General features: G+C 42.2%; 25 protein-coding genes and 2 pseudogenes. 17 read left to right on the top strand and 10 right to left on the bottom strand.

Annotated features, from left to right (window positions below; translation table 11 throughout):
• Window positions 1–171 precede the first annotated feature (171 nt).
• From BB427_RS06560 to BB427_RS06535, 6 genes and pseudogenes are all read right to left on the bottom strand, one after another.
• Window positions 172–1,249: pseudogene (locus BB427_RS06560) on the bottom strand (alkaline phosphatase D family protein).
• Complete coding sequence (locus BB427_RS06555) at window positions 1,246–2,373, bottom strand: alkaline phosphatase family protein (protein WP_069019644.1); 1,128 nt, start codon at window positions 2,371–2,373, stop codon at window positions 1,246–1,248. The pseudogene BB427_RS06560 and the gene BB427_RS06555 overlap by 4 nt, the downstream one beginning before the upstream one ends.
• A gap of 76 nt (window positions 2,374–2,449) precedes the next feature.
• On the bottom strand, window positions 2,450–4,786 hold the full coding sequence (locus BB427_RS06550) for a TonB-dependent receptor (RefSeq protein WP_069019641.1): 2,337 nt from the start codon (window positions 4,784–4,786) through the stop codon (window positions 2,450–2,452).
• A gap of 244 nt (window positions 4,787–5,030) precedes the next feature.
• Window positions 5,031–5,384 (bottom strand): gamma-glutamylcyclotransferase family protein, encoded by a 354-nt coding sequence (locus tag BB427_RS06545; RefSeq protein ID WP_069019638.1) that lies wholly within the window; start codon window positions 5,382–5,384, stop codon window positions 5,031–5,033.
• A 59-nt stretch (window positions 5,385–5,443) separates the two neighbouring features.
• Window positions 5,444–7,597 carry a DUF6351 family protein gene (locus BB427_RS06540; RefSeq protein WP_069019631.1) on the bottom strand — a complete coding sequence of 718 codons (2,154 nt, stop codon included), beginning with the start codon at window positions 7,595–7,597 and terminating at the stop codon, window positions 5,444–5,446.
• A gap of 115 nt (window positions 7,598–7,712) precedes the next feature.
• The gene (locus tag BB427_RS06535) at window positions 7,713–8,462 is read right to left on the bottom strand and encodes a substrate-binding periplasmic protein (RefSeq protein WP_069019628.1); all 750 of its coding nucleotides are present in this window, start codon (window positions 8,460–8,462) and stop codon (window positions 7,713–7,715) included.
• A 434-nt stretch (window positions 8,463–8,896) separates the two neighbouring features.
• Between BB427_RS06535 and BB427_RS06530 the strand changes: the two genes are divergently transcribed.
• The 4 genes from BB427_RS06530 (at window position 8,897) to BB427_RS06515 (ending at window position 11,800) form a co-directional block, all read left to right on the top strand.
• A complete protein-coding gene (locus BB427_RS06530) occupies window positions 8,897–9,148 on the top strand; it encodes a hypothetical protein (protein ID WP_254663593.1) in 252 nt (83 codons plus the stop codon).
• The gene (locus BB427_RS06525; RefSeq protein ID WP_069019624.1) at window positions 9,145–9,465 is read left to right on the top strand and encodes a hypothetical protein; all 321 of its coding nucleotides are present in this window, start codon (window positions 9,145–9,147) and stop codon (window positions 9,463–9,465) included. The genes BB427_RS06530 and BB427_RS06525 overlap by 4 nt, the downstream gene beginning before the upstream one ends.
• Complete coding sequence (locus BB427_RS06520) at window positions 9,462–11,075, top strand: PepSY-associated TM helix domain-containing protein (protein ID WP_069019622.1); 1,614 nt, start codon at window positions 9,462–9,464, stop codon at window positions 11,073–11,075. Before BB427_RS06525 ends, BB427_RS06520 begins: the two co-directional genes overlap by 4 nt.
• A gap of 104 nt (window positions 11,076–11,179) precedes the next feature.
• Window positions 11,180–11,800 carry a LysE family translocator gene (locus BB427_RS06515; protein ID WP_069019620.1) on the top strand — a complete coding sequence of 207 codons (621 nt, stop codon included), beginning with the start codon at window positions 11,180–11,182 and terminating at the stop codon, window positions 11,798–11,800.
• Between the two features lie 102 nt (window positions 11,801–11,902).
• Here the strand turns inward: BB427_RS06515 and BB427_RS06510 are convergent, their stop codons facing one another.
• On the bottom strand, window positions 11,903–12,511 hold the full coding sequence (locus BB427_RS06510) for a hypothetical protein (RefSeq protein ID WP_069019618.1): 609 nt from the start codon (window positions 12,509–12,511) through the stop codon (window positions 11,903–11,905).
• Window positions 12,512–12,842: 331 nt separating this feature from the next.
• On the opposite strand from BB427_RS06510, the gene BB427_RS06505 reads away from it, so the two are divergent.
• A complete protein-coding gene (locus tag BB427_RS06505) occupies window positions 12,843–13,541 on the top strand; it encodes a hypothetical protein (RefSeq protein WP_069019616.1) in 699 nt (232 codons plus the stop codon).
• 203 nt (window positions 13,542–13,744) lie between these two features.
• On the opposite strand, the gene BB427_RS06500 is transcribed toward BB427_RS06505, so the two are convergent.
• Complete coding sequence (locus BB427_RS06500; protein ID WP_069019615.1) at window positions 13,745–14,716, bottom strand: integron integrase; 972 nt, start codon at window positions 14,714–14,716, stop codon at window positions 13,745–13,747.
• A gap of 242 nt (window positions 14,717–14,958) precedes the next feature.
• Here BB427_RS06500 and BB427_RS06495 point away from each other — a divergent pair, with 242 nt between their 5' ends.
• The 6 genes from BB427_RS06495 (at window position 14,959) to BB427_RS06465 (ending at window position 17,866) form a co-directional block, all read left to right on the top strand.
• Window positions 14,959–15,321, top strand: a complete 363-nt coding sequence (locus tag BB427_RS06495; protein WP_069019612.1) for a hypothetical protein — start codon at window positions 14,959–14,961, stop codon at window positions 15,319–15,321.
• 90 nt (window positions 15,322–15,411) lie between these two features.
• Window positions 15,412–15,669, top strand: a complete 258-nt coding sequence (locus BB427_RS06490) for a hypothetical protein (RefSeq protein ID WP_069019563.1) — start codon at window positions 15,412–15,414, stop codon at window positions 15,667–15,669.
• 107 nt (window positions 15,670–15,776) lie between these two features.
• Window positions 15,777–16,127, top strand: a complete 351-nt coding sequence (locus BB427_RS06485) for a hypothetical protein (protein ID WP_069019555.1) — start codon at window positions 15,777–15,779, stop codon at window positions 16,125–16,127.
• A gap of 176 nt (window positions 16,128–16,303) precedes the next feature.
• Window positions 16,304–16,591, top strand: a complete 288-nt coding sequence (locus BB427_RS06480) for a hypothetical protein (protein WP_217492892.1) — start codon at window positions 16,304–16,306, stop codon at window positions 16,589–16,591.
• Window positions 16,592–16,712: 121 nt separating this feature from the next.
• Window positions 16,713–17,027: a hypothetical protein gene (locus BB427_RS06475; RefSeq protein WP_069019542.1), complete on the top strand. Its 315-nt coding sequence runs from the start codon at window positions 16,713–16,715 to the stop codon at window positions 17,025–17,027.
• A gap of 449 nt (window positions 17,028–17,476) precedes the next feature.
• Window positions 17,477–17,866, top strand: coding sequence for a hypothetical protein (locus tag BB427_RS06465; RefSeq protein ID WP_069019530.1), 390 nt, complete (start codon window positions 17,477–17,479; stop codon window positions 17,864–17,866).
• Window positions 17,867–18,281: 415 nt separating this feature from the next.
• On the opposite strand, the pseudogene BB427_RS24685 reads toward BB427_RS06465, so the two are convergent.
• Window positions 18,282–18,377 (bottom strand): annotated as a pseudogene (locus BB427_RS24685) (transposase); the annotation flags it as partial.
• A gap of 122 nt (window positions 18,378–18,499) precedes the next feature.
• Between BB427_RS24685 and BB427_RS06460 the strand changes: the two are divergent.
• From BB427_RS06460 to BB427_RS06435, 6 genes are read left to right on the top strand one after another with little or no spacing between them, the layout of a single operon-like run.
• A complete protein-coding gene (locus BB427_RS06460) occupies window positions 18,500–19,534 on the top strand; it encodes a sensor histidine kinase (RefSeq protein ID WP_069019517.1) in 1,035 nt (344 codons plus the stop codon).
• The gene (locus BB427_RS06455; RefSeq protein WP_069019509.1) at window positions 19,534–20,235 is read left to right on the top strand and encodes a response regulator; all 702 of its coding nucleotides are present in this window, start codon (window positions 19,534–19,536) and stop codon (window positions 20,233–20,235) included. Before BB427_RS06460 ends, BB427_RS06455 begins: the two co-directional genes overlap by 1 nt.
• 20 nt (window positions 20,236–20,255) lie before the next feature.
• Window positions 20,256–20,912, top strand: coding sequence for a potassium channel family protein (locus tag BB427_RS06450; protein WP_039494977.1), 657 nt, complete (start codon window positions 20,256–20,258; stop codon window positions 20,910–20,912).
• Window positions 20,912–22,282 (top strand): TrkH family potassium uptake protein, encoded by a 1,371-nt coding sequence (locus tag BB427_RS06445; RefSeq protein ID WP_175401247.1) that lies wholly within the window; start codon window positions 20,912–20,914, stop codon window positions 22,280–22,282. The genes BB427_RS06450 and BB427_RS06445 overlap by 1 nt, the downstream gene beginning before the upstream one ends.
• 19 nt (window positions 22,283–22,301) lie before the next feature.
• Window positions 22,302–23,333 carry a S66 family peptidase gene (locus BB427_RS06440; RefSeq protein WP_254663591.1) on the top strand — a complete coding sequence of 344 codons (1,032 nt, stop codon included), beginning with the start codon at window positions 22,302–22,304 and terminating at the stop codon, window positions 23,331–23,333.
• Window positions 23,330–23,767 carry a GNAT family N-acetyltransferase gene (locus BB427_RS06435; protein WP_069019486.1) on the top strand — a complete coding sequence of 146 codons (438 nt, stop codon included), beginning with the start codon at window positions 23,330–23,332 and terminating at the stop codon, window positions 23,765–23,767. Before BB427_RS06440 ends, BB427_RS06435 begins: the two co-directional genes overlap by 4 nt.
• A 16-nt stretch (window positions 23,768–23,783) precedes the next feature.
• Here the strand turns inward: BB427_RS06435 and BB427_RS06430 are convergent, their stop codons facing one another.
• The gene (locus BB427_RS06430; protein WP_069019469.1) at window positions 23,784–24,728 is read right to left on the bottom strand and encodes a bile acid:sodium symporter family protein; all 945 of its coding nucleotides are present in this window, start codon (window positions 24,726–24,728) and stop codon (window positions 23,784–23,786) included.
• Window positions 24,729–24,790 lie beyond the last annotated feature (62 nt).

Genomic DNA, 24,790 nt, shown 5'->3' with positions numbered 1-24,790 from the left:
AAAAAGAGTGTAGCGCTATTTTAATGTTTCTAGAATAGGGTTTAACAATTTATAACAATTTGTGGTGATGCAAAGTAGAAAGGGAACCTCCATGTTCCTAGATAAAAACGCTGTCATATTATTGCGTAAATATGAAGAAACAATGGAGGTATACGACTTAACTGGCGGCGTTTATTGAATATCAGATAGCTTAAGCATATTTGACATCACTTCTTTACCTTCCACATCTTTTAAGCCGATTGTGATTGTGGGATCTGATTGAGACCAATCAATGTCGATGAACCCATAGTTCACATCATGAGTAAATCCAGACACTCGGTGTTGATTTGGGCTGACTTGTTTCCACTCTTCTGTAAGCCCCGAGCTGGTGACTTCCCAAAAAGGGTAGTCCTGATGTACTACCTTCGAAATTTCACCCCAGTGTGTATCACCGCTAATCATGATAACGCCACCAAGTTTTTCGCGAGTGATGAAGTTCAGAAGTCGTGATCTATCAGTAGGGTAGTTGGCCCAAGCTTCCCACCCAGTAAATTCGGGTAATAATTGTAGACTAGAGGCGATAATTCGAATAGCGGCAGGTTTTTTTAACTCAGACTCAAGCCATTGCCACTGCTGATCACCCAGCATACTCGCATCTAGAACCGGGCTATACGGTCCCCTATTTTTTGGCTTACGTTTGTTGTCGTAATCTGATTTTGATACTGACGTTAACGCCGGTCGGTTCCATCTCAAGTCGGGCATAATGACACGAATTAGCTGCTTTCCTTGGCCATATTCATACGAAGTATAAATTCCTGAGTCTCTTGTGTCGCAAAGAGTTAGCAGGTTCATGCCAAAAGTCTAACATGATCTTTCGTGAGGCTTCTTTTTGAGAATATTCCAAACCTGCGTCATTTTCACCGTAGTCATGGTCATCCCAAATGGCGATAACTTGAGATTGTTGCCGTAGTTCTTGTATACCTGCGTTTGCGTTAAGCTTTTCATATTTCTTCTTAAGCACATCCATATCCGTGGTGTCACCATAGATGTTGTCTCCAAGAAAGATAAATAGCTCAGGGTTCTCTTTATTAATTGCCGCTAATATAGGCATAGCTTTATCTTGATGAGAACATGAGCCAAAGCGAATTGTTGACAAAGTGGCTTGTTCATTGGCATACACGTTCATTGCAACAAACGTCATTAAAGGAAATAGCATTAGGCGAGTGAAATGCTTGCGCTCAGCGAGTTTAGGTCGTTTTAGTTTGATCATTGCGCTATGCCTTCAAGCGGTGGTGCTATCTTGGGATTAAAAGTAGAAGGGTTTTGTCCAAGTAATTGAAGCGCAGTCGCGGTAACTTGCGATAAGGTTTGCTCTTGCTTTGGGATCACTAATCCTTTGGCTTTTATCTTGGGTCCGATTGCTGCAAACCAAACTTGGTCAGAACCTACGATCCCTTCAGGTTGCTTCTCAAGCATGCTTGGGTAGTTCTTTTCAATCGCTGCTTTTGATGAGTGGTGTCTCCAATCCTCACGATCCATACCTCGGCCATGATCGGTAGTAATGAGTAGGTAGGTGTTGTTTTTGTATCGCGGAATTGCTTGTAAGGTTTGCCATAAGTCGGCCAATATTTTATCAGCACGGTGGATGCCTTTGATGTACTCGTCGTAGTTTCCAGCGTGCGCATAATCGTCTGGCTCGCCAAGTGCTAGCATCATCACTCTTGGTTTTTGGGTTTGAAGATAGGCTTTTGCATATTGATACGTAAAGGCATCTAAGCGCACTGAGGACCAAGGGCTCGGAACTTGCGCCTGTAATTCATTTAAAAATTGCAGCTTGGGATTAGTTGTATGTTTTGCAATTTCAAATCCAGCGTTTATGTGCAATTTGCTCCTTTCACGATTAAAAATCGCAGGGAATACGTCCCAACTACCAAACACGGCAAGGTTTGGCTCGAAACTAGGCTGAGATTGAAGCCATTCTAGAAACGATATATTTGGGTTCGGGTTTTTGTCATTAGAGTCAATATTGGGATCGGCAATACCAGTAATTACTTCGTTGTAACCCGGGTATGAAAAATACCATGGATTGGAAACTCGCATTGTTGAGTTTTGTTTTCTATCGCCGAGAATGACGCCGTTTTCGACCACGTATTGCCATAAGAATGGCATTAACTTTTCACGGCTTTGCTGAGAGTTGTGTTCCTGAAAAAGAGCTTTTAGCACTTTTGGATCGCTTGTTGATTCTTTATCGTTGACTAACTGATTATCCAATCCGTAAAACACTTCTTGCCATCTAACACCATCTATTGTGACCAGAATAAGGTTCGGATCATTTTGTTTTGCTTGAGTAAATACACTAAAAGTGAGTATGAATAACCACATTGCACGCTTCATTTTATCTCCCAATCCACATTAGGGTATATCTGTTTAAAAAGGGCACCGAAGTGCCCTTATTTACTTGGCTTTATTATTAAAAAGTGAGCTTAAAGTTCACAGCAGCGGTGCGTGGAGCACCTATCCATGCAGATTGACCAGCAATACCACCCAAATAACTTTCATCGGTTAGGTTATTGATAGTTAACCTTAGCTCCATATTTTCAACACCAGATAGCGGTGAATCAATCGCAACACCGGCATAAAAATCTGAAGTCATATAGCTATCGATTCTTTGAGTATTCTTCGCATCCATGTAACGGTCACCCACCCATTTCGTTGAAAGACCCGCGAAATATGGCCCCTCAGCCCAATCAATAGAAATAACGGCTAAATCTTCTGCAGAGCCAAATACTGTGTTACCCGCCGGGAAGTCATTCAAACCACCCGTGTAGGTGGAGTCGTTATGTGTATATGATGCATAAATACCCCAGCTGTTGGTTACATACCAAGTTGCAGAAGCTTCAAAACCGTTCGACTCGATACCGCCAACATTCACATATGAACCATTAGTGCCAATCAGATAATCAATACCATCTGGTGAATCTGGAGCTATAAAACTAATTCGGTTATCAAACGTTACATCATAATAGGTCAGGCTGGCATTAAATTCGGTAGATGAATACCTAAAACCTAAATCAATGTTTTCAGCAGTTTCAGGCTCGATTTGTTCAAGTGCAGAGGCTTCACGTTCTAGTACGTTGTCTTTTATAGCTGCAAAGTTTTCGGCATAACCTGCAAATAATTCTAGGCCTTCGATTGGCATTGGGGCGACGAACCCTGCGCTTAGTAATGCGTCAGAGTCTGAGTCTAGTGCCACTTTTTGACCGCTAAACTTGTCGACACCTTCTAACTCGACCAAGAATTTCTTGGCACCAACACGCAATCGAGCTAGGCCAAAGTCTAATTCATCCTCAATGTAGAGCATGGTTGTATCGACATTAAACTCACGGCTATATTGGATCCAATATGGCGTATGGTCAAAATTAGCAGAGACTCGAGCATCAATGCGCTTGTGCCAATCTCGCCATTCTTCACGTTGGTAGTCTTCATACCAAAACCCTGCGCGAATGGTGTTATCCATATCGGCAATTTTGCCGTAGAAAGTAAAATCAGCATTGATCCCGAGACGGTCTTTACCGTAGTGCGTATGTCGATAAGAGCCTACCGGAATTGCGCCTGCACCATAACATGCCGGATCATACTCTTCGTCAGCACCACCGTATGGGAAAGTCAGGCTTGAGGTACATTTTGCATTTGGTTTTAGTGCTTTACCTTCGCTATCAACGAAGTAAATGCGTCCGATAGGACTACCGCCAGTATAAGGCGCAGTACCTGTCACTTCTGAATGAGGCTGATTTAATCCGTCGTTGTTGATATCAACTAAATAGGGAGGAACCCAATCACCACGACCTTCATTGGTGTGATAGTAGACATTACTCGTTAGTGCCCAATTAGTTTGTTCATAGGTTGCTTCTATGTAGCCGAAAATGTTTTCGCGGTGCGTACGCCAGCCATTGCGGTATACTTGGTCTATGTGTGGAATGCCGGTGATAGTATCTGTTAGTCTATCCCATGCTGGATCTGCTTCAAATTGTTCTTGGCTTACACGTTGGTAGTTTGCTTCAACTACATCGTCATAAGATGCATAAGCTTTTACCGTTAGCGGGCCTTTTTGGTGTTTTATTTTAGCGGCTAAATGGTCGCGTTCATTATTCGCGACTTGTTGGATCCAGTCTGAGTTACTTGAGCTAGAAACGCTGATCCAAGCATAGGTATTCTCAATTATTTCACCAGTTTCATAACGAGCGAAGTACTTTTGCGCTTCAAAGTCACCACTGGTGATAGAAAGCGTTAAACCTTTCTTTTCAGAGGGGTCAATGGTAGTGAAGTTAAGTGTACCACCCAATGCCTCATTGGAGCGTGAGGCAATATCAGCGGTACCTTGAGATACTTGCACTGCACCCAAGTTTTCAGTATCAATGTAGCGGTTTGCTTTCGCACCACCACCATAGTTTGAATTACCATTGGCAATGCCATCAACCGTAATACCGATTTGCTGCTCGTCTAAACTCAGCTGAAAGCCACGAATAGAAACGGTGGTTGACCAGTCGTCAGAACCAAATGTATCTCCTTCGTTGATGAGTACACCAGGTAAATTATCGATAACAGCCAAAGCCGATGTCATAGCAGACTGTTGCTTGCTCATTTCGTCACTTGTTGCGTTATTTGCAAAGGAAACACTTTGTCCAACAACCGTAACTTCTTCAATGACTTTATCGTCTTTAGTCTTGTCATCGTTAGCGTAGGCGTTAATTGCTAGGGTGGATAATAGTGCGGTAGTGATCAGGTTTAGCTTGCGTTGCGTTTTCATAATTGTTCCAACTTCTAGGTTAATTGTGATCGCTGAAAGAGTCGGCGCAAGTATGGGGAGGTTTTATGACAATTCAGGCCATTTTTATTGAACGTTCAATTAATAAAAGTTTAAAGAATTAAGACATAGGCATATTTGTATTTTATTCGTGGGACGTAAGATCTACATTTGAGAGTGACTCTGAATAGCAATCAAAGGAAAAGCGGAGCTATTCACAACGAATAACTCGAGGATTAGTTGGGAACTAAATTAATTGGGCATTAGGAGCTGCCGAGTAAATCCAGCAGGTTTTACCCGAGCTTAGTGTTGCTGAAATACGTTGATAGTCATCCACTTCGTACTCATCTGCATGAGCTAATTCAGCTTCAGTGATTAAAAATACAGTGCCCTTGACTTCATCCTCTGCATTACCTGTCGCGATTAAAATGGGATGAATGTCCTTTTGGCTACTGATGATAACAGCAGGATCCGTTATTTTAACTTGGCCAATTTTAAATCCACAAAGTACCGCTTTCTCGCCTTCTAATCGTCTGCCGAATGTATCAAGTTGCACTTGCTCCTGTTGCAATGTGCCGTACGAAAATAGTGCTTGTATCACTTAATTCTAACCCGTTGTTCTCCTGTTAGTTCTAAGTCTAAGCCGCGACATTTTCTCGGTCAATCAAGATCTTGCGGTCTACCCATATCGGACTGACTATAATCGCATACGCCTTTTGGATAAATTTGTTTAAGTGTGGTGAGTTGCGTTGAGATATCTACATCCCCGTAGATCCCTTTGGCAAGCGCCTCTTCAATCGATATTTTATGACACTTAAATATATCACCAGCCCAGTTTGCACCGGCTTGAATTCTGCTGGTAGAAAACATCGGATATCTAGCGGTACAGGTCCCTTGCGGCTGGTTATTCCAGATACCATTAAACACCGCTTTGCCGCTGGCGATGACTTTACCTTGTTCGTCGAAACACGTATCAGCAAGTGTCTTCGGTTTTGCGTCTGCAACGGATAAATTTGGCTGTGCTTTGAGGTTGAGTAACCATTCATCCATTTTTTCAAATGCGAGTTGAGTAGGATTAAACGCTTGATGTGCGACCCAAATTATTTGATTCTCTGGGTTTGAATCTGCGGCGGACATTCTCAATCGAGTATAAAATGAAGCAGACATATGATGCATATCTAGCTCATTCTCGAGATAATGTCTGGCGTCAATGATGGGGATATCAACTTTGCCAATAAATACCTGCCCAGAGCGATACGCTTTTTCCATCGCCGCGAGGCTACCGCTGTGCCTCGGTGCTACACCATTATCATCTGGCGTGGTGATATTATGATTGCCCCAAAGAGTGAGCCAAATAGGTACTTTGTGGCCAAATGGTAATACAATTTCTTCTTGTTGCATTTGGTTTTGGGGCTTCCATCCGCCTATTTTTTTGTTGAGATCAATAAATTCAGCCATTGTGATTTGCTGAGCCTTTAATGCTTCTAGTCCATATTGAACGCCTTCGTTATCCCAAGTGCTTAATCCTAAGCCTGATTGATCCGTGCCAAATACGTTGGCCATGTCCTGCCAGTAACTCCAGTTTGTTCTCTCTACTACCTCATCCTCAAAAAAGGTCCTTAAAAACCCTTGCCTTGGATTATTAATAAAAGTAGATAATCCAAAGTAGCCATTAATACATTCACTATTGCCATCAGGAAAGGAAGGCACAAATCCTGACATTAATTGGTTGAGTGGTTGCAAAAACCCAGCCCTTTGCGGAAAGTCGTTAATTGCATTCATGCCTTCAATATGCCGACGACGGGTCCAATCACGCCATGCTTTTCTGTCATTAGCTCTAAAAGTAAAGTAGTTATTTAGTAAATCACAATCTAACGCGTAAGTGGTTTGGGTGATCATATCAGGGTAACTATAAAGTGGGATAAGGCCGTCTAAGATCCCTTGGCTATTTTGTGCAATCAAATATTGTGCGAGTCCACCGCCAGAGCCGCCAATTCCGACCGTATAGAGCGGCTCTCCGTACAAACTTGTGAATTGCTTTTTCACCCGTCTCGCGGTGTCTTCGGCTAGTAACATGTTGTAGGTGTAGCTGGTTTTATTGCCACTAGAGCTTATAACTGCGTAGCCAAGCTTTAACTGCTCAAGCTGTCTATCTATCACACGCTCTGGTTTTTGCCTGCCTTGTCTAAAGCCAATCCCAGAACCACCATTAAATTGGTAGATAAGTCGGTTATTCCATTGAGACTTTGCCTGTCTATCACCCATTTCGTCAACTGTGATTGGCATTACTATGGTATAAATGAAGCGATTTATGGTGCCTTGCTCAACGCGTAACAGTAAGTTTGTGTCTATCGCTTTACTTCCCTTGTCTAACTGCTTGATTTGATTGTCAGAGGTTATCGCAAAGTAGCGTAACCGCGTTTTTGCCATGCAATCTTTACTAAAACCAAGTACTTGGTTTGATTGCTCATCCATCACCGGCACTCCGAGTCCCGCGTGGTTATCTATCTCTGGCTGACCAAGGCCGGAGTCCTGAGTCATACAGTAAAAAGGATATTGGTTAGGGCCAGAGTATAGGTTGGTATTAGGACCAATATCTCCTATCGCAATCGGAAATACGAAGGTATCGACGGGCCTTGTAACTTTTGAAATATGCGGATAAAACTCAATGATAGGATTGCTTTCGCTGTTTGCTATTTTTTCTACACTGTATATTTCTTCTTGCTCACTCGTTAGCCAAAACCAATAACCACAAGCGCCAAGAATAATCAAAGATAATAATAGTGCGGTGAGCCAAGAAAATAAGGACTTCATATGAGCTCCTTCGAGTGCGAGGCAAATGGATAAACGGATATTATAAGTGTAGAACTAGATCATCGCAGTGTGGTTATTTGTTTGTTATTTGAACATGAAATTATTGCGTTAGGAATTAAAAATCATCGCCTAAGTATTTAATCTCAATAGTTTTAATTGTTTTATCCGAAACCTTTTCTAAGAGCGATTCGATACGCTTCGCCATCGCTTGGTTAGCGATGTTGTATCCCATAAATTGCTGCTCAGCATGAAAAGGACGCGGTAGAAAAGTGACTTCAAGTTGGTGGCGGCGGATCATCTCTAACGCCCACACCTTATCGACTAAAACAGCGTCAACCCTGTTGTTATTGAGTACGCTAAAAAACTTTTTGCCGTCGTCATGGTTTTGTTCATAAAAGGAACGCTTGGCAATGGCTGCATTGATTTTTTTCAGCCCTTGTACAGCTGCTTCCGGGTAGCTGTAATCCTCTGAGATCATGACTCTTGGGGCGGCAAGTTGATAAAAGTCATCAGGGTTGCTGAAGCGGCCTTGTTTTACCGCAAGAGAGAGCAGCCAGGTGGTGAATGACACATCAATAATTGGAAAACCATCGGCCTCATCTACATGTAAGGTAAAATCAAATGTACCATCGGCAACGCCTGCTAAACAGCGACGATAAGGAAGTTCATGAAATGTCACTCGATAGGGAGTGCCAATAAGTGCTGATTTAATTATATCAACCTCTATGCCTCGAACTTGTTTTTGCTCGTTAACAAAGCTATAAGGCCACCACCGTTCAAAGCAAATATGTACCGCACGACTATCCGTTTTTGCCAGCGCGTTGGTACTAAGTAGGGCGAGTAGCAATAAGAGAACAATGTGCATCTGTGCGTTTATCCTAAATTACCTTCTCTAAGCGTAATGATAGATTGGAAAAAGCGCAACAAAAGAACATATTATGGGCGTTTGAAGATAATTAGGCGCTTAATTAAGAGAGCTATTTAGTTGCTATAAAAAAAGAAATTTCTAATGCCATTAGTGTCAGATTTGCTCCTTCAAATTGAGCATGTATTAAGACAAATTGTTATTAATACTTGTATATTTTTATGTAACCGTAACCCCAAAGCTCAGACGCATCAATGATTGGCTTGTCGGGTCATTGCCATGACCTAAGAAAACAATTCGAACTACCTCTATCTAATAGAAATGATTATCATATGAGTTATTTTTTGTGTTGCTGAAATTTCAACGTTCGTTATAATCTTAACTAGCCCTTAATTTTATGTTTTTATGTGAAACGGAGTTTTACTTTGCTAAGTGTGTCTTTTGTTGTTCTTTTAAGTGTTGCAATTATTCTGATTTATAGCACCAATAAAAATCAGCGCTTGCTGAAGCAACGTTTGCCGAATAGTGCCAGAATCGGCGGATATGCTTTATTAGCGAGCGGCGTGATTTTAGCATTGCAGCTTTTTTCAGGTGCAGCGGTCGTATTTAGTTGGCTTATCAGTGTCATGGTGCTTACTGCGCTTATTCCCTTCACCATTTTAATACTTTTTAGGAAATCACAATGAGCCGGTTGTCACAAGCTGAAAAGGTTCAACCCGATTGGCTAGGTAAAACGCTGGCAGGCATTATTTTAGGCCTAGCGTTGAGTTTTGGTCTAGTTGGCCTTTTCGCTTGGCTTGGTAGCGACGGCCTAATCCAAACTATAAGTGTCGAGAAGCACAGTTGGCGCACCCAGTTCAATATGTGGATGGTTTCACCTATTTGGCTGTTAATTTTAAGCTTTGTATTTATGTTTAAAAATTATAAGCAAGCAGTACTTTGGTTGGGTGGGGCGAATATCGTTGTGTATGTTTTATTGTATTTTGTAAGAGGGATGGCATGAAGATCCGCGCTGATATTTTAAGGATTTACCAGAGCGTTCATACTTGGACGGGGATCACCACAGGATTGCTGCTGTTTATCGGATTCTTTGCCGGTGCTATTACGATGTTTGCGAGCAGTATCGATAAATGGGCGACTCCCCCATCTCATCAATTGTCGCAAGTAGAAACTACCCAGTATGATGAGTTGCTCCAACTTGCTTTCGTACAATATCCAGAGTCACAGAACGGGATTAAAGTCAGTTTTGAGGAAGGACAATCTCCCATTACGTGGTACCAACAAGGTAATGCGAGAGGGTTAAGCTTAGATAAGCAGCTTTGGCATGGCACATTGAATGAGTCCGGTGAGCTTGAAGCCCATACCAGCTATATCAATGAGTTGTCGTCATTGGTTGATTACCTTCACCGCAGCGCAGGTATTGTAGGTGAAATCGGTCACGACCAAGCTGGAGTTTATGTACTTGGAATAGCTGCAATCTTGTATTTCGTAGCATTGGTATCAGGGGTGATCTTCTTATTGCCAACCCTAGTGAAGAGCTTCTTTGCATTAAGAGACAAAAAAGGGGCTAGCCGTTTTTGGTTAGATACGCATAACTTAATTGGGATCACCAGCCTACCGTTTCATATTATTATCGCGATTACGGTGATCGTATTCGCATTTCATGATTTCTTATACGATGGTCTAGGCAAACTTTACGGTGATAAACCACTATTTGGGCGTGAAGCGCCGTCAGCGGTTGAGTTTAAAGTTGAGAGCTTACCCAGCATTGAAGAAATCATGGAAAAGGCACATGCTTATGCACCTGAACATCAAATTAAAGAAATTACCCTCAGTCGCTTAAATAGCAAAGGACCTTCAGCTTCTATACAACTCGTAAGTGATGAGCACTTAATGCGCGGACCTAACACAGACTTTTTGTTTATGAATCCTTATACGTTTGAGATTTCTACAAGCAGTGTTATGAACGGCGATCAAGGTATCTGGGGGGCGGTGGTTACCACGTTATTCGGTCTTCACTTTGGGAGTTACGGTGGTGAATTTGGACGCTGGGCTTATTTTATTATGGGGATTTTAGGTGCAGTGCTGTTTTATACCGGTAACTTATTGTGGCTTGAGAAGCGCCGTAAGCAAAAACAGCCAGAGCAATCAAAATCAAGCCGAGTGATGGGTAAATTGACTATTGGCGTGGCAATGGGCTCATTATTGGGTGTAGCCGCGGCGTTTGCCGTAACAAAATGGACTGCGTTGACCACAATGAACATCAATGTTGTGTATATGTGGGTCTATTATCTGTGTTTTGGGTTTACCTTGATTGCGGCATTCGTTATCGGCATGAGTAAAACAGCAATTTGGTCACAAAGGGCGATTGCCATTTTGTGCTTCTCGTTGCCACTGACTTCAGTCATTGCGTTTGCAATCCCAAGTCTTGGCATTTGGCCAGCGACAGCTTGGTCTTCTATTGGTTTGGAGTTAACCGCTATGATCTTAGGTGTTATTTTTTGGCGAATGGCATATAAGACAAAGCATAGAGCTTACTATGGCGAAGCCAATAGCATTTGGTTTATTGGCCAGCATCAAAGCGAATGTGAATTACAAACGCAGTCTGTATAAAAAACACGTAGAAAGGGGCAGGTAGCTCCTTTTTACTTACAAAGTGTCATCTATTTTTTCAAATCTGTTATCCTACTCGTTTTGCAATTCTCTACGGAAAAATTATGGAGCTTACAGCCTGGTTAAGTCTTGCTGCTATTTGTGCTTTTGGTGCGATGTCACCAGGTCCAAGTTTAGCGGTTGTCTTGCGTTACAGCCTATTTCATAGTGCCAAACACGGTATTGTCGCAAGCCTTGCGCATGGTTTGGGAGTTGGAATTTATGCCTGCCTAGCAATCTTAGGGTTGTCAGGGCTTATTCATCAATTTCCGATTGTATACCAATTTTTGGTTTACGGTGGTGCAGCCTACTTGGCATGGATGGGGATAAAAATCTTAATGAGTAAGAGCCAAGGGTTGGCGGTATCACAGTCTCAAGCAGCAACGTCGTATGGCAAAGCGGCACAGGATGGTTTTGCAATTGCGTTTTTGAATCCAAAGTTAGCTATTTTCTTCGTTGCGCTCTTTTCGCAGTTTATCGACCCAGAAAAGATGACTTTAACAGTAGGTTTTATCATGTGTATCACCGTGCTAACGATAGATGCGTTATGGTATTTTATTGTCTCAATTTTGAGTGCTTCAGCAAGAGATAAATTCGATTTAACGGCCAAGCGTGCTGTGATTGATAAAATACTGGGCTGTGCCTTTTTACTGCTCGCCATGCGAGTGATTTACCAATCCTTGTAGCTTGTTGCTCAACTTTTGCTTAGATTGCTAGGCGGCAAGTAGAGCGCCGCGACCAAAATCCACTCAGAGGAACAAAAGTCAAACAGCAAAGGTCAACAGGCCCTAATCTAACCCTTTGCGCTGTATGTAGTTATGAAGAATAAATGCTTTGAGTTTTTCGTTATCGGTTTTATTCATTGCAAAGGATACGGCGAGCTCCAGTGGGCTTGCCACTTTTATCGAATGAACGTTTGCGAACAGTGGAATAGGGTCGGCAAGATATAATTTAGCTATCCGACTGATCACATTAATTTGGATTGCATTTGCTTGGTAGGGAAAAGTATTAATCAGTCCACCTGATTGGGATATGGAGACCATGTTAAACGGCATCATTTGAGGGGACAATCTAAATCTGACCGGCGTTGATGGGCAGGTACGCCAGCTTCGCGGTGCACTAGAGTTAGCGGCTTCCACAATATTAGGTGCTTCTAAGTTGTTGTCTAAAATCTCCATCAATGCCGATAGGTCGCTAAGTGGAAACTCGACCTGCTCGTTGGCATTTTTGGCAACGAGACTAAACTGAGAACTATTTGAAATACCCGCAAGTAACTTTTTAATCTCACTGTGCGTTTGCTGTTTTTGATCCCTAGCTTCCGGCAATAGCGAGCCTGTAACGCGATTACCGGCTAGGGTTCGGTTAATGAATTGTAATTCTTCCTTCGTCAATTTCATGATTAAGCACATCCATTGGGTGGTTGATATTTACACAGCAAGGTTTATACCAAATTCCGCTTTTGTTGCTATTGCGGCGTTTCTTTTTTAAGTACGGGCTTTGCAATCTGGTCAGCAGTAGACTCGTTGCCATTTAGCCTTCAAATAGGGCAACCTAACGTACCTAAGCGGCAATGAATTGCCCATGAAGCTGTATGAGTTATTTAAGAAAATGAAATATTTCCGTGTTCAGTGGCTATTGATATCAATTCATCGGCTGATTGTTGAAAATATTTATTTGGAATAATGCTTGCAAAGGTCTAGCACCGAGATTGTTTTTTAGACTTGCCCAATGCCAACGTTTTTAACTGGACATCAAGTATCGCTGATTGAGCCTACTTCGCTGAACTTTTCACCTGTAGAGCGAGAGAAATTAGTGATCCCGAGCGCTCATAATCAGCTTACAGCAAATGATAATCACCTTGCTGCTGGCGGCGGTCTTGCTCACACCTTTAAACAAAACTTTATGAATGCCATGAGCAGTGGCTCGGCTAGCGAAACGTCGCAACATGACAAAAATGAAGCGTTACTGCAGTTCCAATTTGCGGATCACGAAGTTCTATTCGACCTTACAAGCATCGCCTCTCATGATGAGGCTGCTTACGAAAAGCTTCGAGCGTTGTTGGCTGATATGATGACAAGGCCTGTAAAGGTTGATATCAGTAGTAAAGACCAAGCGCAGCAATTACTGTTTAAAAATTTAGAGTTAGATTTTTTAGCGTACAAGGAGCTCTCGGAGCGGCTGGAAATGTTAGCAAAGCTTGACCATGAAACTGAAAGTCAAAAAGCATTGGCACAGCAAGATAGAGATCGCATTCGTGCGGTAATTGCAAGTTTACATGCACGCCTAGAGAAGGGCCAAGAGGCGTTACTTGGTGGAACAACATTAAAAGCGTTGGATGTAAATCGCAAAGATTTTGAGCTTGAATTAGATAGCCTATTTACCAGTGTTGGCTTTGATTCGGATATGCCAGTAACTGGCGCGACTTGATTGCCGTGATCATTATTGTTTGCTGGGATCTGCACTTTTTACCAAGTATAAAATGTAGTAGCCCATACCCGAATCTCACCGTTTAAAAAGAACGGGGCTAGACTTTTCCTGACATGCGCTTTGTGGAACAAAAGACGGTCGTCAACGTTACTTTTGTTCTACAAAACGCACGTTCCACTAACTTATTTATGCCCCAAAACAAGCTAGAAAATTTTGCTCAAAGGGCTTACAACACCGCTTGCGCTTTGCTGTAAAACATGGGTATAAATCTGAGTGGTTTTAACGTCTGAATGGCCTAACTGAGCTTGTACTGTTCTAATGTCTGCCCCACTTTGTAACAGGTGTGTAGCAAAAGAGTGGCGAAAAGTGTGGGGCGTTATAGGTTTTGTTATTTGTGCTTTTTTGGCTGCCTCTTTAACCGCTTTACGTACTCCTGTTTGATGAAAATGATGTCGGCGGATCTCCCCAGTTTCAGGATCTGCACTTAACTTATATGAGGGAAATAGATACTGCCAAGCAATTGACTTATTGGCGCTAGGATATTTTCTTGCTAGTGCGTTTGGCATCCAAACACCTGCATATCGTTCATTCTGGGAATCTAATTTTAAGTATTCATCAGCCTGAGCAATTTGATTTCTTAGCAAAGGTATAAGTTCTGTGGCGAGAGTAACCACCCGATGTTTATTCCCTTTTCCATTCCAGATCCGAATGCACTTGTAGTCAAAGTCAATGTCCTGAACTCGTAGTTGAACAGCTTCCATTACACGTAAGCCGCTACCATACATTAAGCCTGAAATTAAATAATATCGTTTACTTAAAAACGACATGAGACGTTTAACCTCCTCGGGGGTCATAACAATTGGCAACTTAGATTGGCGCTTGCTTCTGATAAACGTTAGATTGGGGCACAAATCCTGTTTAATTATTTGCTTATACAGAAAAGATAATGCATTTAACGCTGTCGCTTGTGTTTTAGGCGACACATTACGTTTAAGCACAAGGTAGTCGAGATATTCGACAACCTCGTTATCGCCCATTGAAGCTGGGTGACGCTTATCATGAAAATGAATATAGGAAGAAATCCACTTAAGATATGTATCAACTGTTCTGAGCGAATATTGCTTAGTCAGCATAAACTCTGCGATGTGGTTTAGAAATGGTGAACGAGTTCTCATTGAATTAGCTCTAAAAATAAACTGTATTTATATACAGTATTGGCGTGTTTCTCCTATAGTCAAGAAAACGACCCACTGGGTCGTTTTCATCCTTTTCATCATTATGAAAAGGATGAAAAATATATCTGTAGCAACAAGTTAGTTATTGTGATAAAACTGGTACAATGAGAATAATGACCCATGACTCGGTAGATAAACGACCCATTGGGTCGATATTAAATTGTTATGCCTAAGGAGGTCAGGTGAGTCGTCGAGAAGGGATTTTGAGAATCGTCTTAACGATGGTTTTCGTTGTAGCCGGTTTGCTTTGCCTGAACCAAAGTGTGTATTCTTTTTGGATTGCTGGCGGGCCACCGACTGATTTTCCAAATGTTTGGTATCAAAATGGCATCATTTGGGGCTGGCGTGGGTTAGCGTTACTGGTTTTCGGTATATTTTTTCGGTTTAAATGGCGCAGCTTACGTTCTAGTTGGTTAGCCAAATTAATAACAGCAATTGTAATTTTCGGTATGCTGTATCCTTACATAAGAGAGCAGCTTTTAATCGATTCGTGTCTTGATGGTGGTGGTGCATGGTCAACGCAGCACTTCGATTGCAAAAAGTAAGGCATAACAAGGCAAGTCAGCATCGCACCTGCGGTGCTGGACTCGCTAACGCTCGCCGCTGCTTGCGGCGTTATAAGCCAAGGGGGCTACATGGGAAACAATTACTGGTTCATCATTTTAGCTCTAATAGTTCTATTAAATTTAGTTGTTTCTATTTACTTGGCTAAGAGAAGCGATTTAGAAGCTTTTCAAAAAGTAGCTCAAATTATTCTCGTTTGGCTAATTCCAGTATTTGCTTCTATTGGGTTGTGGCTATTCCACCGCTCACAAGATATACCACTTGGTTCATCAAAGCCTTTCGGCGGTGGTTCAAGCGATAGTTCAAATATCTCTGGAGGCGGAGATTAAAAGGCTTATAACAAGCAATTAAACAGGGATTAAAAACAGTGGGCTCTTCGCTTCGCTCAATTTTAGCCCACTATTTTTAACCCGTTAATCGAGCGTTAGGTGAATCTTTGATTTCGTGGAAAGTCGCTACAATTGAAGAAAATCCAACTAATTGGTATTTTCCTTCGTTTGAAATTCAAGAGTATTTATTGCCAATAATTAACGTCGGTGGCCAAACTTTTGATGAGTATGGACGGACAGAATACGAAAGAGAAGATTGTCTCCGTCTGATAAATACGGTTGCTTTTGCCAAAGAAACTTTAAAATTGATGTCTAAAACAATCGTCAGATATGAAACAATTCACGATGGGTTGGCGTCATTAAACAAAAATGAGCTTGTGAACACATTAGACAACTTAGCTCACGCAGTGAAATTAGCTTTAAAACAACAAAGTACTTTGGTTTTCTACGGTGATTAATTCACCTAACAAACAACTTATGTGGGACTGCTAAGGCTTGGCTCGGTTCCGCTTCGCTACACAGTTTAGCCAAGCTTTATCAGCCCCATAGTTGGGCGTTAGCTACCAAGGAGCAAACCATTAAGCACACGGATTTCCCCCAACTAATTGGTGAACTATCTACGGAAAATAAGATTATGTTTTATGAGTTGCTCGCGCACAGGCTAACTATCGCTGTGAGAGATTTTTGGTCCGATGAAAGCACCTCAGATAAAACCAAAATATCTCAAATGAAATGGCTCAATGAAATTCTTCATCGCGTTACATCTAAAATAAGAGTAGTCCGTTTGCAATTACATGAATGGTCAGAGGAAGATTTCAATCAAATGATTATCCATTACGTTAAACAAGAACCCTCAATCAGTAGTATGGTTGCTTGGGCAATTGAAAGTGCTTACAAGGTAGTATCTAACAATGGTAGCTAACAAAAAAATTATGGCGCCCGCAAGCGGGCTGGGACACAAACACGCAGGCGGCTTCGCCATTATCGCCTGCCTGTTTGTGCCCCATATTTAAGTGTTATATGGCTTTCAGGGAATATAGTCGATGGAAGATGAATGGAAGAAATATCTCAATCAAGTTGAGCTTGAAGAGGTAGAGGCTATCAAGGTTAACTTTAGTAACTCTGAACGTTACATATCAAATAATGAAACAACCGCTACTCAGTTTAAAAGAGATAAGGTTGAATATAGCAAACGTTTGAAGCCTTATATTGAATTAGCAATGGCGCGTAAAAAGTCACCTGATATACGGAAATTCAGGCATTTTCACATTAGAGTGTTATCAAAAATATGGGACATTCTCTTAGGTGGCTTAATATTTTCATTACTAATAATTGTTGGTTTTGGTTTAGCTAAGTAGCCATATAACAAGACAATGAATCAGATTCACCAAGGCATGTCATGCCATTTGCTGAGCAAATCGCACCTATAGTAATAATAAGCCTCAGAAGTATGGTTTTAATGTGTATTTTGCTTTTGCGAATAATTCGCACCTTGGAGAAATTGGACTCACAAACTATAAGTGGGGAACGTCCTTTGCCTCTTCTGTTATCAACAATATTCAGGAAAAAATAGGTAAACAACAATATTTTGAAAACGAAACTCATGGAACAGTTGCATTCTTAGCATGGTATGAAGGTTTAAAGATCCTCTTACCAACCACCGAGTAGTGATGTGTATAACAAGGCGCGTAACACCTTCTCTTCGGTCACTGGGATAAAAACACAATGCCATGCTTCACATAGTGTGGCATCATGTTTTTTGCCCGTTAGCTTAAAGTTAGCTACCCAGTATAGAATGGAGTATTAAATGACTAGATTTGAAAAACTAACATTAACATTTTCGGCAATAACTATAGCGATTACTGTGGCTGCATCGGTTTACTTTATTGGTAGTTTAAATGAACGAGTCAATATTTTAGTAAAAGAAAAAGAAGATTTCGATCAACAAAAAATTGAGTTGATTTCTCAAATTAATAACTTGATTAATGAGAAATTAGGCGTTGTTTCAGAATATGAAACTCGTATTGCTTTGTTGGAAAATGTAGCTAATGAAGAACTTCCTGAAGTTAGAAAGGATTTGGTCTTTTTAGTTCAACAGACTCGCGGTACTAATGGCCACAAGACTATGGTGTGTATGGAAGAAAAGTATTTTGTGCCAAAAGTTAATTATAAGAAAAGTTGTCGTGTTGGTAGCTAACAAGGCAATTATAAATGGGACGTCTAAAGCTTGGCTGGCGCTCATTCTTCGCTAATTTTAGCCAAGTTTAATACGCTCCATGAAGAAACAATACAGACACCCACTGTTATCTATTCACCATAGTTACGGCAGTTTCGACTTAGAATTACAAAAAAGTGTTTATCACTCATATCAAAAGTGTTTCTAAAATAAGCTAGTTATAGGCGTTTACGTATTTCTCAACGTCAAAATCAGCTTATCGCGCACGGCATGGGGGAGGCTACGGTTAGCGCAGCTTGAGGAGTTATTGCTAAAGCCTTTATTTGGTCCAGCCAGCAAACGTTCACAATTTGCTAGGTTTGTGCGCCGTCGTTTTTTGAGTGTTTTACAATAAGTGGTCAGTACTCGCTCTCGGCCATTCTTCAATGAATTTCTAAGTTACCCAGTTGCTTTTAAACAGCTTGTGCCAGCGTATCACAATGGCTTTATCAGATATGCGCTTAGCCTTTTTATCATCAACATGCAAAAACAAACTTGATAGATAAACAGGCTCTTGTGCTAAATAGCCTAAAATTAAGTAAATTTTACGCAAATTATACGGCAACGAAATTTCGACAAGGATAGAATAAAAACATAGCGCAAGTTGGAGTCACTATGTTTTCCGAGAATGGATTTATTGCCAAGAACGAGTATCTCGTTAGTTTTCTGGTTTTGCTGTTAACCAGCGCCTTTGCCGTTGCCTTAGACTCGCTGCTACATTCGGCGATCAGTGTACTGTTGGTCTTACAGTTGGGCGTTGTTGTTGTTTCTCTCATCGCAAAACGTTGGATGGCACTGGGGGTGGCGGTTGTTAGCAGTCTAGTGTTCAACTTCTTCATCACAGAGCCCAGATACACGCTTCATATGAATAACACCGAAGACGTGGTCAATTTAGTGGTATTTATCGCGGTGGCATTAGCTACTAGCTATTTATCGAGCTATATCAAAGAGCAAAAGCAGCAGCTTTTAGTTGCGAATGTGCGCTCTAATATCTTGTTGTCGGTTTCTCATGATTTACGTACACCGCTCGCTGCGGTGATGGGCGCGCTCGAAACGCTAGAAACCTATCGTGATAAGTTAGACCAAGATGAGCAAAATGAGCTGTTGGGATCGGCACGGTCAGAAAGCCACCGTTTGTTTCGCTATATCGAAAATATCTTGCAAGCCACCAAGTTACAGCATCAAGGGGATGAGCTTTCGCTTTTGAAGCAACCTACGTCTATTGATGTCTTGATCGATAACGTGATTTTGCGGCTAGGCGCGCCATGCGTCTCGAGAATGCCACAGAATATGAGTCCAATTCTCACGATACAAGCTGCACTCATTGAACAAGCCCTGTTTAACTTAATTGAAAATGCAGTCACCTTTAGTCCCGATGGAGAGCGGGTTGAGATTTCCTTAGGAGAAACGCAGCAAGCGTTGTTGATATTTATTCAGGATAACGGCCCTGGGATCCCCGTTGCTCGGCAAAAAGAAGTCTTTACCGCCTTTAGTTCGTTTCGACAAAGCGCCAGCAAAGACGGTGGCAGTGGCTTAGGGCTGAGTGTGGCGAGAGGTATTATTCGTGCGCACGGCGGTGATATTCGCATTTTGCCGACGACGCAAGGCTGCACAATGGAAGTTAGTTTGCCAAAAGAGGAGGCGCATTGATGACTCACACCATTTTATTGATTGACGATGAAGAAGAGATCCGTCGTTTTATCCGCTTAGCATTAAAAGCTGAAGGGCTGAATTATGTGGAAGCCAGCACCGGAAAGCAAGCCATGTCGGTGTTAAAGGGTGAGCTGCCAGACTTAGTAATCTTAGATCTCGGGCTACCAGATTTTGATGGATATAGCATTTTGAAGAAGATCCGAGAAACCAGCAAGCTACCTGTATTGATCTTAACTGCACGAGATCAAGAGGCTGAGAAGATTAAACTGCTGGAGGGCGGCGCAAACGACTACCTGACGAAGCCTTTTAGCATCAAAGAGCTGGTGGTACGCGTCAAAGTGCTATTAAGAGATTTAGTACCGAACAAACGCTTGCTCGCCATTGACTATGGCAAGTTGATGATAGATCTACAAAAGCATCAAGTCATTATGGATAACGCACCATTAGCACTATCGAAAAAGGAATTTGCACTACTTAGTATGCTTGCACAAAGAGCACAAGAATTAGTCAGTCAGCAAACCTTATTAAAGCAAATTTGGGGCGAAAGCCATGTGGAAGATAGTCACTATTTACGGATTGTGGTCAGCCAGTTACGTAAGAAACTCAGTGATGATGCTGCTACACCAAAAATCATAGAAACTGAGCCCGGGGTTGGTTATCGGTTTTTACTTTTACCGCTCAATAAGCATTTCTCATAACGGAGTATATAGAGGTTGTTATGGCACAATTTGTAGTAATTGGTTTAGGTCGATTTGGTTTTGCGGCTTGTTTGGAACTAAAGCGGCTTGGAAACAAAGTGATAGGGGTAGATAGTCGCGAACGTGTGGTGAACCAAGTTGTTGAGCATATTGATTATGCCACCTCTTTGGATGCGACCGATGAAACGGCATTACGCCAACTAGATATTACGAGAAGCAAAGCGGTGCTGGTCGCCATTGGTGAAAACCTAGAAGCGAGCATTTTATGTGTACTGTCGCTAAAGAACTTGGGCGTTGAGCAAATTTGGGTTAAGGCCAGTTCAGAAGCGCATCATACAATTTTATCTCGTTTAGGCGTAACACGTGTGATCCACCCTGAAGAAGAAATGGGGATCAAGGTTGCACAAACACTGAATTACCCTATGGTGAATCAATATATGCAGTTGGGGCATGGCTTTTACATGGTGGAAGTCATCGTGAATAAATTAAGCTGCGGACAGTCTTTGGCGACGCTATTAAAGCGTGCAAAGGGCGAAATCAAGGCTGTGTTAGTGCAGCGCGGCAAAGCGTGTTATACCAATCCGGCTGAGTCATTTTTGATAAACGAAGATGATAAAGTGATCCTCAACGGTCAGTTAAAAGCGTTAAATTCTATCGCGTTAAAACTGGGGGCGTAATGAAAACATGGAGTCCCCACTATTATCCCTATCCAAATAGCAAGCCCAAAGCCCACAAAAAGCCGCTGAGGTTAAGCCCCCCTGCAGTTCTGTTTATTGGGTTTTGCGGGCTGATAGCTTTAGGTACTATTTTGTTGTTGCTACCGATAGCACACACCCAAGACATCAAAGTGATGCAAGCGTTATTTACTGCAACTTCCGCGGTAACGGTGACAGGACTTGCGGTATTGAGTACGCCAAATGATTTTACGACCTTTGGCCATCTCGTTATTGCCAGTCTTATTCAAATCGGTGGACTGGGGTTTATGACGATTACGGTTGTGGTGCTGCGGGGGATGGGGCAGCAAATGGACATTAGTAAACAACTTATCGCAAAAGAAAGCTTTGGCATAGCTCGATTTGATCAGTTGGTTGATACAGCCAAATGCGTGTTAGTTTATGCACTGATCATCGAATCGATTGGGTTTACCATTTTGCTTGCCCATTGGTATCAAACGCTACCGCTTGGTGATGCGATAATGCAAAGCTTCTTCTACACTATTTCGGCTTTTAACAATGCCGGATTTGCATTGCATGATGACAGCCTCACCAGTTTTCGTGGTGATTGGGTCGTTAATCTTGTGATATCAGGGTTATTTGTGATTGGCGGACTTGGATTTGTGGTGTTGATGGATGTAGTGAAAAGACGCCGTTGGAGCCGGTTTGGATCTGCCACTAAGCTAGTCTTGATAGCAACAGCGGTGTTGAATGTGCTGGCATTTAGCTTATTTTGGCTTTTTGAAGCAAATAACCCAGAGACCCTTGGAAATTTACCGTTGTCTGAGCAAGTGATCTCTGCCTGGATGCAAGCGGTAACGCCACGGACAGCGGGCTTTAACAGTATCGACTTTGCGCTGGTGAATGACGAAAGTACCGTGTTGACCATTTGGTTAATGATAATAGGGGGCGGTTCTATGAGTACCGCCAGTGGTCTTAAAATAACCACGGTTGTGGTGCTATTAATGGCAACTTACGCTTATTTGAGACGCAGAGATCAAGTCGCTATCGGACACAGACAGATCTCGCCTGAAACGGTATTTAAGGCGCTTAGTCTCACCGTGGTTTACTTTTTTACCGTGATGCTCGCAACCCTTATTTTAACGATCACCGAGAAGGCAAATTTAACGGATATCACGTTTGAAGCCGTGTCGGCATTAGGCACGGTTGGCCTGTCTCGAGGGATCACTAGCTCATTGTCTGAACCCGGTGAAGCGGTAATCATATTTTTAATGCTGATTGGACGCTTGGGGCCGTTAACCTTTCTATACTTGATCGCTCGCCCGAAACGGGAGAATTTAAAGTATGCAAAAGCGGAAATTCAGGTAGGATAAGCAAAAAATAACGGAAATCATGATGAAGTATCCCAAACCGTTGAAAGCGGGCAGTAAAATTGCGATCACGGCATTCTCAGCGGGCGTACCTGTTGCTATGCACGCGAGATTAGACAACGCTTTGGATTATCTCGCGCAACAAGGTTTTGAACTCGTGGTTGGTGAATGCCTGCGAGATAACCACAACTACGTTAGCGCAGATGTCAAAACCCGTGCTAATGAGCTTATGGGATACTTACTCGATGACACAATAGACGCGATTATGCCGCCATGGGGCGGTGCAATCGCAATGGATTTACTGACATTACTTAATTGGGAAAAGTTGGCCCATGCTCCGCCAAAATGGCTCATTGGTTTCTCTGATGTCAGCACTTTGCTGAGCGCAGTGACTTGCAAACTAGGCTGGGCAAGTGTGCATGCAACTAACCTTATGCAATTAAATGTGCATCAACAAGACCCTTTAACGGTTGGACTTTTTGACTATTTGAGGCGTGCGCCTAAGGACTCTTTCACGCAATTTCCCTCGACACATTTTGAAGCTGAGCCACTCAATTTTGTTGACTTTCCCGATGCTGGATTTAACTTATCCGCGAGCACTCAATGGCGTATTTTGGCCAATGGCAATCACCGGCAGCAGTTTGCTGGTCGATTATTAGGCGGCTGTTTGGATATTCACATGTTATTGGCTGGTACGGAATATTTTGATCTGGACGCCTTTTCACAGGCGCACCCTGATGAGTCGATTATCTTATATTTTGAAAATGGCGAAATGCCGCCAGCGGCATATTATCGTGCGCTGCAAAGTATTAAATTACGACGTTGGTTTTCGAAAGTCGCTGGAGTTTTGATTGGTCGAAATCCAGAACCGCTGGCAAAAGATAGCGACTGGACGCACGTAGATGCATTGCAAAACGTCTTTATTGGTTGCGATTTCCCTGTGCTATACGATGTGGATATAGGCCATCAAGCGCCGAATTTGACGCTGATTAACGGCGCATATGCCGAAGTGACTGTCGGCGATACCTTTTCAATTACACAGACATTAATATGAACCTAGAATATAAAGTCGGCTCGATAGATGACCTCCTAGCGATAGAAAACCAAATTCCTGAATTTGCCACGCCACGAAAGGGTGAGGAAGTCGTAAACAAACTGCGAGATAAACAACATTTATTGCTGGTAGCGTACGCTCAAGGCAAGCCTGTAGGATATAAACTGGGTCACGAACTACCAAACAACGAGTTTTATAGCTGGTTAGGCGCGGTTATCCCCGAATATCGCGGCAAAGGTATTGCCAAGCAGCTGTTGGTGATGCAAGAAACTTGGTGCAAAGCGCAAGGCTATAGCGCCATTAGAGTAAAGTCGAGAAACCTATTCAAAAACATGCTATTGATGCTAATAAGCCGCGATTACCAGATTGTAAAATGTGAACAAATCAATGGCTTAACGGATTGCAAAATTCACTTTTATAAGCAATTACAATAAAGCCTAACCTTTGATATTAGGCTTTATTGTTATCAGATGAGCTGGTGGCGCTTCGTCTCCATATTCCTGCTAATATTGAGCCACTGACATTATGCCAAATAGAAAATAGGGTACCTGCTACGGCCGCCGCAGGAGTAAAAAACTTCATGGCAAGCGCAACAGCAAGCCCCGAGTTTTGCATACCCACCTCAAAGGCCATGGTGCGACATACTTTTTCGTCAAAACCGAGCCGTTTCGGAATGAAATAGCCCAAAAGTAGCCCTGTAGTATTGTGCAGGATCACGGCAACCAGCATAACGAGCCCGATGCTTTGAAGTTTTGGTTGATTAAGAGCAACGATCACCGCAATGATAAAAATGATTGAAAGCATTGAAAGTAAAGGCAGTATCGGAGTTGTTTTGATAACAGAATGCGCCAGTGGCTTGGCAAGCAAGGTATTGAAAGCAACGCCCACAGCCACAGGAAATAGCACAATTTTTAGCAGGCTCGTCAACATATCAGAAAACTGAATATCAACCACCTGGCCTATCATCAATGTGGTTAGTAGTGGCGTTAAGAACACGCCGAGTAAAGTACTAATCGCGGTCATAGAAATCGATAACGCGACATCTCCTTTGGCGAGATAACACAAAACGTTACTTGCCGTGCCGCCAGCAACCGTGCCCACTAAAATCATACCAATTAATAGGTCAGTTTCTAAGCTCATTGTGGTTGCAATTAAGTAAGCAACACTCGGCATCACAGTAAATTGAAGCAGCACACTAACGCAAATGGCTTTTTTGTTGTCGAGCACGCGTAAAAAGTCTTTTGTAGTGAGGGTTAAGCCCATTGTCAGCATGATCAACATTAATAACGGAATAATACTGCCTTTAAACGCGCTAAATAGAGTCGGAAAAAGATAAGCGGTTACTGAGCAAATAATGGCCCAAAGAGGGAATAGTTGTACGATTCTTGTCATCATATTTTTACTTTATTTTTCTTTAGATATTAACGAAATTTTAGTTAAACACCTAACTCCAGAGA

The organism is Pseudoalteromonas sp. BMB (genome assembly GCF_001709235.1).
Taxonomy (GTDB): Bacteria; Pseudomonadota; Gammaproteobacteria; order Enterobacterales; family Alteromonadaceae; genus Pseudoalteromonas; species Pseudoalteromonas maricaloris.
The sequence above is the reverse complement of the archived record's forward strand: the minus strand, read 5'-3'. Positions and strand labels throughout refer to the sequence as shown.

What these genes read in the sequence shown, in the direction of transcription:
- BB427_RS06555 (WP_069019644.1), bottom strand. Translation starts at nt 2,373, where the DNA reads ATGAAGCGTGCAATGTGGTTATTCATACTCACTTTTAGTGTATTTACT.
- BB427_RS06550 (WP_069019641.1), bottom strand. Translation starts at nt 4,786, where the DNA reads ATGAAAACGCAACGCAAGCTAAACCTGATCACTACCGCACTATTATCC.
- BB427_RS06540 (WP_069019631.1), bottom strand. Translation starts at nt 7,597, where the DNA reads ATGAAGTCCTTATTTTCTTGGCTCACCGCACTATTATTATCTTTGATT.
- BB427_RS06535 (WP_069019628.1), bottom strand. Translation starts at nt 8,462, where the DNA reads ATGCACATTGTTCTCTTATTGCTACTCGCCCTACTTAGTACCAACGCG.
- BB427_RS06525 (WP_069019624.1), top strand. Translation starts at nt 9,145, where the DNA reads ATGAGCCGGTTGTCACAAGCTGAAAAGGTTCAACCCGATTGGCTAGGT.
- BB427_RS06520 (WP_069019622.1), top strand. Translation starts at nt 9,462, where the DNA reads ATGAAGATCCGCGCTGATATTTTAAGGATTTACCAGAGCGTTCATACT.
- BB427_RS06515 (WP_069019620.1), top strand. Translation starts at nt 11,180, where the DNA reads ATGGAGCTTACAGCCTGGTTAAGTCTTGCTGCTATTTGTGCTTTTGGT.
- BB427_RS06510 (WP_069019618.1), bottom strand. Translation starts at nt 12,511, where the DNA reads ATGAAATTGACGAAGGAAGAATTACAATTCATTAACCGAACCCTAGCC.
- BB427_RS06505 (WP_069019616.1), top strand. Translation starts at nt 12,843, where the DNA reads ATGCCAACGTTTTTAACTGGACATCAAGTATCGCTGATTGAGCCTACT.
- BB427_RS06500 (WP_069019615.1), bottom strand. Translation starts at nt 14,716, where the DNA reads ATGAGAACTCGTTCACCATTTCTAAACCACATCGCAGAGTTTATGCTG.
- BB427_RS06490 (WP_069019563.1), top strand. Translation starts at nt 15,412, where the DNA reads ATGGGAAACAATTACTGGTTCATCATTTTAGCTCTAATAGTTCTATTA.
- BB427_RS06480 (WP_217492892.1), top strand. Translation starts at nt 16,304, where the DNA reads ATGTTTTATGAGTTGCTCGCGCACAGGCTAACTATCGCTGTGAGAGAT.
- BB427_RS06475 (WP_069019542.1), top strand. Translation starts at nt 16,713, where the DNA reads ATGGAAGATGAATGGAAGAAATATCTCAATCAAGTTGAGCTTGAAGAG.
- BB427_RS06465 (WP_069019530.1), top strand. Translation starts at nt 17,477, where the DNA reads ATGACTAGATTTGAAAAACTAACATTAACATTTTCGGCAATAACTATA.
- BB427_RS06460 (WP_069019517.1), top strand. Translation starts at nt 18,500, where the DNA reads ATGTTTTCCGAGAATGGATTTATTGCCAAGAACGAGTATCTCGTTAGT.
- BB427_RS06455 (WP_069019509.1), top strand. Translation starts at nt 19,534, where the DNA reads ATGACTCACACCATTTTATTGATTGACGATGAAGAAGAGATCCGTCGT.
- BB427_RS06450 (WP_039494977.1), top strand. Translation starts at nt 20,256, where the DNA reads ATGGCACAATTTGTAGTAATTGGTTTAGGTCGATTTGGTTTTGCGGCT.
- BB427_RS06445 (WP_175401247.1), top strand. Translation starts at nt 20,912, where the DNA reads ATGAAAACATGGAGTCCCCACTATTATCCCTATCCAAATAGCAAGCCC.
- BB427_RS06440 (WP_254663591.1), top strand. Translation starts at nt 22,302, where the DNA reads ATGATGAAGTATCCCAAACCGTTGAAAGCGGGCAGTAAAATTGCGATC.
- BB427_RS06435 (WP_069019486.1), top strand. Translation starts at nt 23,330, where the DNA reads ATGAACCTAGAATATAAAGTCGGCTCGATAGATGACCTCCTAGCGATA.
- BB427_RS06430 (WP_069019469.1), bottom strand. Translation starts at nt 24,728, where the DNA reads ATGATGACAAGAATCGTACAACTATTCCCTCTTTGGGCCATTATTTGC.